Source organism: Oceanihabitans sp. IOP_32 (assembly GCF_009498295.1).
Taxonomy (GTDB): domain Bacteria; phylum Bacteroidota; class Bacteroidia; order Flavobacteriales; family Flavobacteriaceae; genus Wocania; species Wocania indica.
Genome location: NZ_CP040813.1, coordinates 1729428 through 1743326 on the forward strand (window position 1 = coordinate 1729428; position 13899 = coordinate 1743326).

At 36.6% G+C, this 13899-nt stretch carries 7 protein-coding genes; 3 read left to right on the plus strand and 4 right to left on the minus strand.

The features are described from left to right. Positions 1-62: 62 nt before the first annotated feature. Both FEZ18_RS07190 and FEZ18_RS07195 read left to right on the plus strand, forming a co-directional pair. The gene (locus tag FEZ18_RS07190) at positions 63-5099 is read left to right on the plus strand and encodes a translocation/assembly module TamB domain-containing protein (RefSeq protein ID WP_228122906.1); all 5037 of its coding nucleotides are present in this window, start codon (positions 63-65) and stop codon (positions 5097-5099) included. Positions 5100-5188: 89 nt separating this feature from the next. Then, positions 5189-7417 carry a BamA/TamA family outer membrane protein gene (locus tag FEZ18_RS07195; protein ID WP_153269075.1) on the plus strand — a complete coding sequence of 743 codons (2229 nt, stop codon included), beginning with the start codon at positions 5189-5191 and terminating at the stop codon, positions 7415-7417. Between the two features lie 218 nt (positions 7418-7635). Here the strand turns inward: FEZ18_RS07195 and FEZ18_RS07200 are convergent, their stop codons facing one another. The 3 genes from FEZ18_RS07200 to FEZ18_RS07210 are packed head-to-tail and all read right to left on the minus strand — an operon-like array spanning position 7636 to position 11063. Continuing rightward, entirely contained in the window at positions 7636-8901 is a 1266-nt protein-coding gene (locus FEZ18_RS07200; RefSeq protein ID WP_153267698.1) for an MFS transporter, read from the minus strand. Positions 8902-8916: 15 nt separating this feature from the next. Next, complete coding sequence (gene recJ, locus FEZ18_RS07205) at positions 8917-10611, minus strand: single-stranded-DNA-specific exonuclease RecJ (RefSeq protein WP_153267699.1); 1695 nt, start codon at positions 10609-10611, stop codon at positions 8917-8919. A 29-nt stretch (positions 10612-10640) separates the two neighbouring features. Then, complete coding sequence (locus FEZ18_RS07210; RefSeq protein WP_153267700.1) at positions 10641-11063, minus strand: OsmC family protein; 423 nt, start codon at positions 11061-11063, stop codon at positions 10641-10643. A gap of 75 nt (positions 11064-11138) precedes the next feature. Here FEZ18_RS07210 and FEZ18_RS07215 point away from each other — a divergent pair, with 75 nt between their 5' ends. Continuing rightward, the gene (locus FEZ18_RS07215) at positions 11139-12602 is read left to right on the plus strand and encodes a M14 family zinc carboxypeptidase (RefSeq protein ID WP_153267701.1); all 1464 of its coding nucleotides are present in this window, start codon (positions 11139-11141) and stop codon (positions 12600-12602) included. 7 nt (positions 12603-12609) lie between these two features. Here FEZ18_RS07215 and FEZ18_RS07220 read toward each other — a convergent pair whose 3' ends face one another. Then, the gene (locus tag FEZ18_RS07220; protein WP_153267702.1) at positions 12610-13872 is read right to left on the minus strand and encodes a D-alanyl-D-alanine carboxypeptidase/D-alanyl-D-alanine-endopeptidase; all 1263 of its coding nucleotides are present in this window, start codon (positions 13870-13872) and stop codon (positions 12610-12612) included. Positions 13873-13899: the final 27 nt, after the last annotated feature.

The following is a 13899-nucleotide window of genomic DNA, read 5'->3' on the forward strand; positions in this document are numbered from 1 at the left end:
TTGGGTATTTACCGCACTTATGTTTCAATTAAAAACATCTGAAATAGCCATTTTATTACACCGTGACTAATACTAAAGAGACCACAGAAAAGAAATCTAAAACGAAAAATAAGATTCTTAAAACAATTAGCAAGATTGTTTTAGGCCTTATCTTGGTATTCGTTGTGGTTATACTTTTTGTGAGAAGTCCGTGGGGACAAGATATAATTGTTAATAAAGCGGTTTCTTATATTTCAGATAAAACAAACACTAAAGTCGCTGTTAAAAACTTGTTTATTACCTTTAGTGGCGCTATTCAATTAGATGGTTTATATCTTGAAGATACCAAAGGCGATACGCTTGTTTATTCAAAATCGTTAGAAGCCAATGTGCCACTGTGGTCTATCATTACGGGGAAAGGAGTAGGTGTAGATGCACTTACTTGGGAAGGGCTGCGTGCAAATATTATAAGGAAAGACTCCATTTCGGGTTATAATTTTCAATTTTTAGTCGATGCCTTTACAACACCAGATCCCACTGCGGTTAAAACTGATACAACTGCAGCACCATTGCATTTAGTTTTGGGTAAACTCAACTTTAAAGATTTCGATATTGTTTTCGACGATGCTGTTGCCGGTATTGACAGCCATTTTAAAATTGGGAATTTGGCTGCCGATATGGAAAAAACCGATTTGGAGAACATGGTATTTAAAGCTTCTAAACTGGAGTTGTCAGATTCAAATATGACATTCATTCAAAATCCTGTTCCTGAAATACCCGATACAGAACCTAGCATTTTACCTGTTTTAGCCGTAGATAATTTGAACGTGACACAAGTTTCTGCCAACTACCAATCTTATACCGATAAGATGATAGCAGAGGTTACTATTGAAGACTTATCGTCTAAAATCCCTAATATCGATTTAGCAAATAATATTGTTGAGGTAGAGACTTTCCAATTACACAATTCAAGCCTTGTTTTACGCACAGAAACCAAAACAAAAGCCATAAATTATACGAGCAAAAAAGCATCTGAAGCCTTAGTTAAAGAAACTCCTGCTTTTAATTGGCCAGCTGTTCAGGTGGCAGTTGGTCATCTCGATTTGCAAAACAATAATTTCAGCTATTTTGTTGATAATACACCCACAAGACAAGGTGTTTTTAATCCTAATGCGATTGCGGTGACCAATTTTAATTTGCTTGCGAATACAATCAATCTTAAAAATCAAAATGCTGAAATGCAGGTTGAAAATATCGGGTTTCATGAGGTTTCGGGAATACACTTAAAAAACTTGAGCTTTAATTTTAAGGCAACCCACCAAGCATTAAATATTTCAAACCTAGAAACGGTCTTAAATAATAATGCCTTAAGCGCGAATTTAAGCATAGATTATCCGAGCATTTCGGCTTTAATTAAAAACCCAGAAACATCTAAATTCAACTTAGATATAGCTTCATTTCAAGTGGGGTTGCAAGATGTTTTTTTAATCGAGCCAGAATTGAAAAACATTGTACAACTCGAGACATTAAGTAAAAAACAGCTTAAAGGTCGTTTAAAAGCCAATGGTAATCTTTCAAACATTAAGGTTACTGAAATGAACACCCATTGGGGCAGCGATACCCAAATTTCACTGTTTGGAACACTTGAAAATGCCACCCAACTAGATAGCCTTCAATTTGATGTTCCAGAGTTTTCAGCAGTGACAAAAAACTCAGATATACTTCAATTTGTAAACGAAAAAGACCTCGGGGTACATCTTCCAGAAGATGCTGTATTAAAAGGGAGTCTAAGCGGAACGCCTAAAGCTATTTTCACCCAAGCCACACTAAGCACGACCCATGGAGTTGCCAAAGTTGATGCCCATTTTAAAAACGATAAAAAGTTAGCATTCCGTGCAGACATCAACATAGAAGATTATAAGTTAAACGCGCTACTTGATAATCCGCAAATGGGCCCCTTAAGCCTCAATCTTCAGGCTAGTGGCGAAGGCGAAAATATTAATGAGCTGGATGCTCGCCTTGACCTTGACCTTTTGAGTTTTAAATACAATGATTACGATATAAGTAATTTAAAAATCCTTGGTGATATTGAAGATGGCCGTGGCACCATCACATCAAAATACAAAGACACCAACCTCAATACCAATTTTTATGCCTTTGTAGTTTTAGATTCTCTAGCCTCACAGGCGAGTATAAAACTGGATATTAAAGGGGCAGACTTGCAAGCCTTAGGACTTTCACAACGGCCTATAAAAACAGCGATGATAGTGTATGCCGATTTTAAAGGCCATACTAATAATTTTGATCTGGCTGCGCTGGTAGATGAAGGTGTGGTGGTTTACGATAAAAAAAACTATTTAATAGGCGATATAAATGCCGTAGCACATGTCGATGCCGATACCACATCGTTTTCATTTAATAATAAGTTGATTAATATCGACTTACAATCTAATGCAGACCCAAGCAGGTTTACTAAATCTCTGCAGCGGCATGTGGCTCGTTATTTTTCGCGAGATATAAAAGTTACAGACACGATTAACAAACCGGTACGTTTAAAACTCACCGGAAACATTAATCAAAGTCCCATTTTAAAAGAGGTGTTTTTTGATAATATTAAAACATTAGATACTATTAATTTGGCGGTCGATTTTAATGAAAGCCATCGACAACTTAAAGCCAATATTACCGCACCGCGAATTAATTATTCGGGCGCAGAATTGGATAGCTTGTCGTTTTCTATGAATACCCATGCCGAAAAATTTAATTTTAATCTTGGTTTTAAAGCACTAAAGGCAGAACCGCTTCATATTCAAAAAACCGAGATTAAAGGCGAGCAAATTGACAAGACCCTTGTTCTAAGTTTTTTAGCGTATCATAATGAAGAAAAACTCATTCAGATTTTAAGTGAAATCACAGGCGACCAAGAGCAATTGCGTTTTCATGTGAAGCCTACGAATTTAATTTTAGACAAGCAGCTTTGGAATACCCCAGATAATAATGAAATCCTTATTACTAACAACAAACTGGAATTTAATGATTTTAGGTTTTTTAAAGACCAACAATCGGTTGAAATAACCGATAAATTAGCATCACAAACCAGAGACCATATTGCTATAAATTATAAAAATTTTAAAATAAGTGAGTTTTTAAGTTATTTAAATCCCGACGAAAAACTAGCCACAGGAAATCTAAATGGCGATTTTATTATTGAAGACCCGTTTACAAATCCTGGTATTGTTGCTAATTTACAGATATCACAATTCAAGTTTATGGATGTGAACTTAGATACTTTAGAGGTTGACGCCAAATCTTTGGGAGAAAATAGCTACGATTTTCATGCCAATTTAAGAGGTGGCGACATCGATTTAGATGTAAAAGGCGATTATATCGCGCTAAATACGGGTCCAGAGCTGGATTTAAACTTGGATATTAACCAATTTAACATGTCGGTTTTAAAAGCTTTTTCGCAAAATCAAATTACCGAATCGAGCGGGTGGTTTTCTGGGCAATTTAATTTAAGTGGGCCGCTAAGTAAACCGCAATACCAAGGACAACTTAACTTTAAAAATGCAGGGTTTAAACTCGCTGTTTTTAATGCCGCTTTTACTTTAAAAAACGAAAGCATAACAGTTAATAATAGTGGTTTTTTCTTAGATAATTTTACGATTCTAGACGAAAACAATAACCCCTTTGAAGCTACCGGATCCATTGGAACAAAATCGTTTACCAACCCCAGCTTCGATATCGTAGCAAAGGCTAGTAATTTTCAGTTTCTTAACGCGACAAAAACCGACAATAATTTTCTTTATGGTCAAGCAAGTTTCGATGCCGAAGCTAAAATTACGGGTAACTTGCAAATTCCCAAGGTTAAAATGAAGCTGGCCGTAGGTGCAAATACTAACATTACTTATGTATTGCCATCGGCCACCGCCAATATCGAGGAGCGTGATGGCGTGGTAGTTTTTGTAAACCGAGAACATCCAGACGCCATCTTAACACGCACTGAAGAGCGAAGAGCAACCATTAGGGGCTTAGACATTGAAGCACTTTTAAACATAGATAAAGATGCGGCAGTAAGTCTTATTATTAATGAAGATACGGGCGATAATTTTAAAGTCTCGGGTGAAGGGGATTTAAACCTTAGCATAAAACCAAATGGTAGCATGACCCTTGCTGGTATTTACGAAGTGCAAGACGGCCATTATGAAATGAACCTTTATAATGTGGTAGACCGCAAGTTTAAACTAAGTCCTGGAAGTCGGGTTATTTGGTCTGGCAACCCGTTTGATGCCGATTTAGATATTAAAGCCCTTTACGAAATAAAAACCTCAGCCTCGGCATTAATGGCACCTGTACTTTCTGGAGATGATGTGGCGTCTCGAGGTAAATTCCGTCAAGTGCTTCCCTTTTACGTCTTTTTAAACATAGATGGCCAATTAATGGCACCAAAAATTAATTTCGGTTTAGATATGCCAAAAGATTCTCAAGGTGCTATTGGCGGGCAAGTGTACGGACGCGTGCAACAACTCAACCAGCAACAGGATGAACTTAACCGTCAAGTATTTTCATTATTAGTACTTAACCGTTTTTATCCTAACCCGGGGAGTGATGGTAGTGCAGGTGGTGCAACATCTATTGCAAAGCATAACTTAAATGATGCCATTTCAGACCAATTAAACATATTTTCAGAAAAGGTTTTAGGCAAAACAGGTTTCGACCTCGATTTTGGCTTAGACAGCTATACCGATTATCAGGGATTAAACCCCGAAGAGCGCACCCAATTAGATATTGCTGCTCAAAAAAAACTGTTTAACGATCGCCTAATTGTAAGGGTGGGTAGTGAGGTAGATATTCAAGGCGGCAGCTCTACAAACAAAGAAACACCACTTATTGGAAATGTAAGTATAGAATACTTGATTACTGAAAACGGCCGTTATCGTTTAAGAGGTTTTAGACGTGACGAATTTGAAAACGTTATTGATGGCCAAACCATTGTAAGTGGTATTGCCCTAATTTTTACTAAAGAGTTTAATAAATTTAATGAGCTTTGGAAAGCGCTATTAGCCTCAGAACAAGAAGCTGAAGCTGAAAAACAGAAAGCTAAGGGCAACAAAAAATAAAATACTATCATAAGCATTATAAAAAAATAAAAGTCTTAAATACATTGGGTACTCATATTAAATACGGTTTCATTCTTTTTGCCATAGCCATGCTATTGTCATGCAGCATAAATAAATACATTCCTGAGGGAGAGCAGCTTTATACAGGCGCGCGTTTAAGCATAGAAAAAGATACCATCATAAGAAACGAAAAGGCTTTAAAATCAGAACTTGAAGCGGTGATACGGCCAGAGCCCAATAAAAAATTTCTAGGAATGTACCCCGGCTTATTTTATTATTACAAAAACCAAAAAGAAAACCCCGGTTTTCTAAACAAATGGCTCTATAAGAAAATTGGTGCTACCCCAGTTTACCGTTCTTATGTAGAAGCAAGTAGCATTGAAGAACTACTTTTAAACCGATTAGAGAATAGAGGGTATTTTTATAGTACTGCGACTTCAAATTTTGAAGACCAAGAGAAAAGGACATCTGTGAGCTATACCGTGAATATTCCTAAGCCCTACAGAATGGAAAGCTACCACTTAGATACCATGCCCAAACCCATTTATAATGCGGTTAAAACTTTAATGAAAAGCAGTCCGTTTAAAAAAGGAATGCGTTTTGACTTAGGTAATATGAAGAAGGAACGACAACGTATTGATGCCCATTTAAAAACAAAAGGCTATTATAATTTTAATGAAAATTTCTTGATTTTTGAAGCCGATACCAATTGCTTAAAGCGGAAAAAATTCGATTTATTTTTAAGATTAAAAAAAGAGGTTCCAGAAAAAAGTATCATACCCTATAATATTGGTAAAATAAATATTTATACCAACTATAAAATTGAAGATTCGGCAAACACCCAGATCACGCGGTACAAGGAAAAAAACTTCATTCAAAAAGAAACCTTTTTTAAGCCCAAATATTTAGACCCTTTTATAAAACTAAAAGAAGGCAGTTTGTACAACCCCGAAACCTCGCGTAATACCGCAAGGCGACTTTCTAGTATTGGGGCATATAAATATGTAAACATTCAATACAAAGAAGTCGATTCGGTTGCTTCAGACAGCTTAGGTAAGTTAGAAGCCAATATTTATTTGTCGCCCTTAAACAAGCGTGCGCTTAAAGCCGAGTTACAGGTGGTTTCAAAATCCAATAATTTTTCTGGCCCCGCCTTAGCTTTTACCTATAGTAATAGAAATTTATTTGGTGGTGGTGAAACCTATAACATCAGCTCTAAAATAGGGTACGAAACCCAGTTTGGTGGCGGTCAAAAAACCGGTAAAAGCAGTTTGGAATTGGAGATTAAAAATGAATTAATTTTTCCTAGAGTGCTTTTCCCTATTAAGATAAACGAAGATTTTTTTAAATACGCCATACCCAAAACTAGAACGTCTTTAGGTGTTAATTATCTTAACCGAAGCCAGTTGTACACCTTGCTATCAGGCTCGATATTGTTTGGTTATACCTGGGATGGCAACGCCTATGTGAGTCATCAAATTAATCCTATTTCGGCAAATTATACCGAGTTATCTAATACCACTCAAGAGTTTGAGCAAATTTTAACCGACAATCCTTTTTTACAACGCAGTTTCGATCAGCAATTCATTTCAGGATTAACCTATTCCTTTACTTATAACGGCATGGTAAACCCCAATAAAAAGCATCAAATCTATTTGAATTTAGGCTTAGATGTGGCGGGGAATTCCGTTAGTTTATTTGGAAAAGAAATGGGACCTAATGAACCAAAAACAATTTTAGGTCTGGCCTATGCCCAATACGCCAAAGCCGATATGGATTTTCATTATCATTTTAATTTAGGCAAAGAGCAGGTTATCGCTTCAAGAATTTTTGCGGGTTATGGTTTAGCTTATGGAAACTCGGAGGTAATGCCCTTTGTAAAACAGTATTTTTCAGGAGGACCTTATAGCGTGCGTGCTTTTGGCATTCGCGACTTAGGTCCCGGAACTTACAGTGGTGATGCGTCGACAGATAGTGGAGCTTTTTTTGATAAAACAGGAAATATTAGGTTGGAAGCCAATATAGAATATCGATTCCCTATTTATTCGTTTTTTAAAGGTGCTGTATTTGCCGATGCCGGAAATATTTGGAACTCTAAACCCAATCCAACATTTAATGGAAAAGATACGTTTACCAGTAATTTTATAAATGAATTGGGTATGGGTGCTGGTTTCGGACTTCGAATAGACATTCAAAGTTTTGTGATTCGTTTTGATTTAGCCGCACCGTTTCACGACCCTTCGCTACCCAAAGGTAAGCGTTTTAATTTCGATGTTGGGGAATCCGTTTTTAACTTCGCTATTGGCTATCCGTTTTAATTTTATTGGGTTTTATTACGAATATTTCGATATGTGGGACTTCTTGACTTCATGACATAGGACTTAAGGCCAAAATACTGGTGATATTGATGTCTTTAGTATTAAACGATGAATCGATTTTTCATCAATCTAGGCTGTTAAGTCTTGCGTCCTTTTGTTTCATGTTTTATTCAATACATCAAAATACCTACCCACAGGATTAATGTTAGAACCTAAACTTAAGAGGCTTCGTGGGCTTTTATATCTTCGGTTAAATCTAATGTTCTAAGAGCTGGGTTTTTAACACCGATAGTTAGAGCCGTAATTAAGGTCATACTCCCACCAAAAACAACGGCAGCCACGGGGCCAATAAGTTTTGCTGCTAAACCACTTTCAAAAGCACCTAATTCGTTAGACGACCCTACAAACATGGAGTTTACTGAAGATACACGACCACGCATATCATCGGGCGTTTTTAATTGTAAAATGGTTTGTCTAATAATCATTGAAATACCATCGGCAGCACCGCTAATAAAGAGCATTAAAACACTTAGCCAGAATACAGAAGATAAACCAAAACCAATAATACTCAGGCCAAAAACAAATACCGCAACCAATAGTTTCTTACCAGTATTTTTGTTTATAGGAATGTAAGTGGTAATAAACATAGTTACAATACTCCCCATAGAAATCGCAGCATTCATAATCCCGAAACCTTTACTGCCTACCTCCAAGATATCTTGTGCAAATACAGAAAGTATGGCCACTGTACCACCAAATAAAACCGCAATCATATCTAAAGTTAAGGCCCCAAGAATTACTTTGTTTTGGAAGACAAATTGGATACCCACTTTAAGACTTTCTTTTAAAGGCTCGCCAATTTTGGTATTAAGTACGGGTTTTTTCTTAATTAAAAACACCAAAACGAAGGCTATTAATACCAGAACAAAAACCAGAGATAGGGTTTTTGCAACGCCCATCCAACTTATGGCAAAACCACCAAAAAGTGCGCCTAAAACCGTTGCCGTTTTCCAGGTGCTGGTGCTCCATGTGGCTGCATTAGGATATGTTTTTTTGGGTACAATAAGACCTATTAGCGAAAAAATTAGGGGTCCAAAAAACGACCGTAAAAATCCGCCAAAAAACACCAGAGCATAGATAGAGTACAGCACGCTATGGGTAGACCAATCGCTTACTACGGTTTCTGTGGTGAGTAAAAATAAGCCCAAGCTAATTAAAGAAAAAAGAGCAATACAAAGCGCAAAGAGATTGCGTTTTTCTTTTTGATCCACAATATGACCAGCAAATAAAGCCATGGTAAATGCGGGGATAATCTCCATAAGCCCGATAATACCTAGAGATAATGGATCTTTTGTAATGCTATACACCTGCCACTCAATAACAATAAATTGCATAGACCAGCCAAAAACCAAAAACAAGCGCACTAATAAAAAAATGTTGAATTCTTTAATGCGCAAGGCTGCATATGGGTCTCTTTTTGCCATGTTAGCTCATCGGTTTTAGGCTTTAATATCGCGTAATTTAAGTTGCAGAGACACCTCGCCTCTAAACTCATTTTCGTCGATAGAATAAACGGCTTTAAAAGGTTTTTCTTCAGTAATAAGATCAATTTTATCGCCCATACCAAACCCAATACAAACGATATTTTTAGTAGATTGGGTCTGTTTTACGGTTAAGCGCAAGTGGGTTTTATCTTGTCCTACACATTTTCCGAAGCCTGTATCGTTTAAATTATCGGTCATGAAAATGGGTGTCATATTCGCCGGACCAAAAGGTGCAAATTGTTTTAAAATTCTGTAAAACTTTGGGGTGATATCGTCTAGATTAATTTGAGCATCAATTTTAATTTCTGGAGTTAATAAGTTTTTATCGATGGTTTTAGAAACCTCATCTTCAAAAGCTTGTTTAAAAGCCTCATAATTTTCTTCTTCAAGGGTTAATCCCGCCGCGTATTTATGACCTCCAAATTGCTCAACGTGTGCGCTACACGCTTCAATAGCATTGTAAACATCAAAGCCGCTAACCGAGCGCGCAGAGGCTGCTAATTTATTGCCACTTTTAGTAAATACAAGGGTGGGTCTGTAATAGGTTTCTATTAATCTTGAGGCTACAATACCAATAACCCCTTTATGCCAGCTTTCTTGGTAAACCACGGTGGTGTAGCGGTTTTGTTCATGGTTTTCTTCAATTTGCTGCAGCGCTTCCTCGGTAATTGTTTTATCGGTTTCACGCCTGTTTAGGTTGTACTGGTCAATTTCAGAGGCGTATTCTCGTGCTTTTTCCAAGTTTTCTTCAGCTAAAAGGGTAACCGCATAATCTCCGTGTTTCATACGGCCTGCAGCGTTAATTCTGGGGGCAACAATAAACACCACATCGGTAATGCTAAGCTCGGTTTTTTTTACCTGTTCTAGAATGGCTTTAATACCTGGTCTCGGGTGGGTGTTAATTACTTTTAAACCTAAATAAGCTAAGGCTCTGTTTTCTCCATTAATTGGCACAATATCGGCACCTATGGCAGTAGCGACTAAATCGAGATACTCGGCTAAATCTTGAGCTGTTTGTCCTTCTTTAGCGGCTAAGGCTTGAATCAATTTAAAGCCTACGCCACAACCACATAATTCCTTAAATGGGTAATTACAATCGTTTTGTTTGGGGTCTAAAACGGCAACAGCTTCAGGAATTTGGGCACCAGGGCGGTGGTGATCGCAGATTATAAAATCGATACCTAGGGTTTTGGCATAGGCGACTTTTTCTATGGCTTTAATACCACAATCTAAAGCGATGATAAGAGAAAAATCGTTATCGCATGCGAAATCTATGCCCTTATACGAGATTCCATAACCCTCATCGTAGCGGTCTGGAATATAGGTGTGTACTTGTGGGTGTTTTGTTTTTAAGTAGCTAAACATTAAAGCAACGGCCGAGGTACCATCAACATCATAATCGCCGTAAACCAGAATATTTTCGTTGTTGGCGATGGCTTGTTCTATACGAGCCACGGCGAGATCCATATCTTTCATTAAAAAGGGATCGTGCAAATCACTAAAACTAGGTCTGAAGAAAGTTCTAGCCGCTTCAAAAGTTTCAATACCACGCTGAATGAGTAAGGATGCAATAGTCGCATCTACTTGTAAAGCATCTTTTAACGCCTTTATTTTATCAGCTTCTGGTTTGGGCTTGAGTGTCCAACGCATAAAGTTTTTTCAGAAAGAATTATAAGTTTTTAGTTTGTGTGGTAGTGTATTCCAATCTTTACTTCGGCAAATTGACGGAACATTTCCATAACGCCACAATATTTTTCAACCGATAAATCTACGGCATTTTTTATTTTATCTTCTTTTAAATCTTTACCATAAAAATGATAGTCGACACTAACTTTATGATAAATTTTTGGATGCTCGTCGGTAAGTTCGCCTTTAACAATCATTTTAAAATCGTCTACTTTAACCCGCATTTTGTTTAAAACCGAAATCACATCTAAACCTGAACAACCGGCAAGCGATGATAACATCATGGCCTTTGGTGCCATACCTGAGTTGGTGCCACCAAATTCTTCAGAAGCATCCATCATTATGGAATCCCAACGCGGGTTATCCGATTCAAAAACCATATCACCTTTCCATTGTGTTGTAACTATATCTGCCATTGTGTAAATATTTTTGTTTCTTGTAGTATCAAAAGTACCATTTATATACTTAAAACAATAATCTGAATTATTATTATGAAGTCTTTTTTTAAATTATTCGTCATATTTATCACCCTATCGGTTACAAGTCAAACTACAGATTTCACTTCGGCGATTTACGATACTTACGACAATTATAAAGCCACTAGCTTAGAAAAACGACGTATAAAACATCAAGATATTCAACCTTTAATACAGGCGCTTAAAACTCGACCAGAGTTTACTGTAAACAAAGTGGGACAATCTATTGAAGGACGTGATTTAACCTTGATTAGTGTAGGTTCTGGAAAAACCAATGTGTTCTTGTGGTCGCAAATGCATGGTGATGAGCCCACGGCAACACTGGCTATTTTCGATATTGTTAACTTACTAGCCAGCAGAGATTTTATCACAGAAAAAGAAAATATATTAAATCGTGTTACGCTTCATTTTTTACCAATGTTAAACCCCGATGGTGCCGAAAAATTTATGCGCCGAAATGCCTTAGGCATTGATATTAACCGAGATGCCTTGCGTTTACAATCTCCAGAGGGGCAAACCTTAAAACGGGTTAGAGATAGCCTTGATGCCGATTTCGGGTTTAATTTGCACGACCAAAGTATTTATTACAATGCAGAACGCACCAATAAACCCGCAACTATTTCTTATTTAGCACCCGCCTTTAATTACGAAAAAGACGTTAACCAGGTACGTGCAGATGCTATGAAAATAATTGTTTTTATGAATGCGGTTATTCAGAAATATGCACCTGGTCAAGTAGGAAGATACAGTGATACTTTCGAGCCTAGAGCTTTTGGCGATAATATACAAAAATGGGGCACGAGTGCTATTTTAATTGAATCTGGAGGTTATAAAAACGATGTTGAAAAACAAGAAATTAGGAAACTAAATTATGTGTCTATTCTATCGGCTATTTACGCCATTGCCAACCAGCAGTACCAAAATATTCCTATTAGTGATTATGAAAGGATACCAAGAAACGACAGGAAACTATTCGATTTAAAAATTGAAGAGGCTACCTATAACTTGTTAGACAAACCTTACACTATTGATGTTGGTATTAATCGATTTGAAATGGATAACGCCAATAATACCGATTTTTATAATGTGGGAAGGGTTGTAGATCAAGGCGATTTATCGACCTTTTACGGCTATAATACGTTTAATGCCAAAGGTTATACCATTGTTGAAGGAAAAATTTATGCTGAGGTATTTAATAGTGTTGAAGACACTTCTGGTTTAGACGTTTACGAACTTTTAAAATCGGGTTACACTTATTTGCAAATGGAACACTTACCCAAACACCAAATCGAAGCCCAAAAACCTATTCATTTGGTTAAAAAAGGCTATAAACTTCCGGGTTTTAAAATTAATCCAGGCGTAAATCCAACTTTTTTATTACAAAAAAATAACATTAACGAGTATGCCGTAATTAACGGATTTTTAATTGATTTAAAAACCAAAAGTACTAGGCTTAAAAACGCTTTAATTTACAAATAAACGGCAGTTAATATGTATCGCGCAACCACTCTAAAATAGTTTGCATGCGTTTTTTAACATCGCTTGTTCGTGTTTTGTAATGGTTGTTCATAAAACTAAAAATTAAGGTGTCTCCAGACTTTGTGATTAAATAACCACTTAACGAATAATTATTACCTAAGGTACCCGATTTGGCATAAATATAAGGTTTACTTGTTCCGGCAAAATAATCTTCTAAGGTGCCTGATACGCCACCAACAGGGAAGAAATTAAATAAGCGTTGCTCAGGTATTTGCTGGTGTAATTTGCTAAGCACTTCCACAAAAGAGCTTGGTGTAAATAGGTTGTAACGACTTAAACCAGAGCCGTCTACCCAGCGGGGTTTGTGTTTTAAATCTTTTAATTGATTATTTAAAATGGTATCTCTAATACGTTGTGAACTCAAGGTGTCTGAAAGTGTTGAAGACGCCATAATGAGCATCTGTTCTGCTAAAAAATTATCGCTAACAAGCATCATGCGTTTGTATAAAGAATCGGCACTCACGCTATAAGCGGTTTTGTCTAAAGTTTTACCAGCATACTTGGAAACAGATATTTTATTGGGTTGTAGATCATCCCACAACTTTCTTACTAATAACGAATCTATAACCATGGGGATTTCTAGGCTGTCTTTTCTCCTATGGTTGACATAAAATATATTGGCATCAAGTTCTCTTTTTTTATACGAGGGAAATACATTAATGTTGTTTTTTAGAATCTTAGGGATACTTTGTAAGCTGTCTTGGTAATGTATTGTTAATACGTTGCCATACATAGGAAAACTGCTTTTTTCTGTACTAAAATAACTGTCGTAATCTTCCCAAGCCCAACCAGGACCAAATTTATCATCGGTTAAATTTCCTAAAACAATATTGACGTTTTTGTAATGGCTGGCCATTTTTAAGGCTGTACTATCATTAAAAAAAGGATGTAAAAACGAGGGATCCCCAACACCTTGAATTGTGAGGGTATCCTTGTCTACACGATATTTAAAGGCTGGTATTTTTTCAGGTAATACTTGTAAGGCGGTATATAAAGTAAAGATTTTAGTATTACTAGCAGGTGTAAAATACTTGTCGGCATTATACTTAAAAACCGTATCCTTTGTTTTGGGGTTATAAACTATTAAGCCTGTAAATTGGTTGTTATAAAAGTTATCGTCCAGTTGTTTAGCAACATATTTGCTTTTACAACTGTGTAAAGCAATAGTTAAAAAGTATAAGCAAATCCATTTTGTTGTTAAACCACGCATATTTTTACTAATGATATTGATAAGTAT

Bases quoted from the DNA above. Each gene is read 5' to 3' on its own strand.
- FEZ18_RS07195 (WP_153269075.1), top strand. From the start codon at position 5,189: ATGCTATTGTCATGCAGCATAAATAAATACATTCCTGAGGGAGAGCAG.
- FEZ18_RS07200 (WP_153267698.1), bottom strand. From the start codon at position 8,901: ATGGCAAAAAGAGACCCATATGCAGCCTTGCGCATTAAAGAATTCAAC.
- recJ (WP_153267699.1), bottom strand. From the start codon at position 10,611: ATGCGTTGGACACTCAAGCCCAAACCAGAAGCTGATAAAATAAAGGCG.
- FEZ18_RS07210 (WP_153267700.1), bottom strand. From the start codon at position 11,063: ATGGCAGATATAGTTACAACACAATGGAAAGGTGATATGGTTTTTGAA.
- FEZ18_RS07215 (WP_153267701.1), top strand. From the start codon at position 11,139: ATGAAGTCTTTTTTTAAATTATTCGTCATATTTATCACCCTATCGGTT.
- FEZ18_RS07220 (WP_153267702.1), bottom strand. From the start codon at position 13,872: ATGCGTGGTTTAACAACAAAATGGATTTGCTTATACTTTTTAACTATT.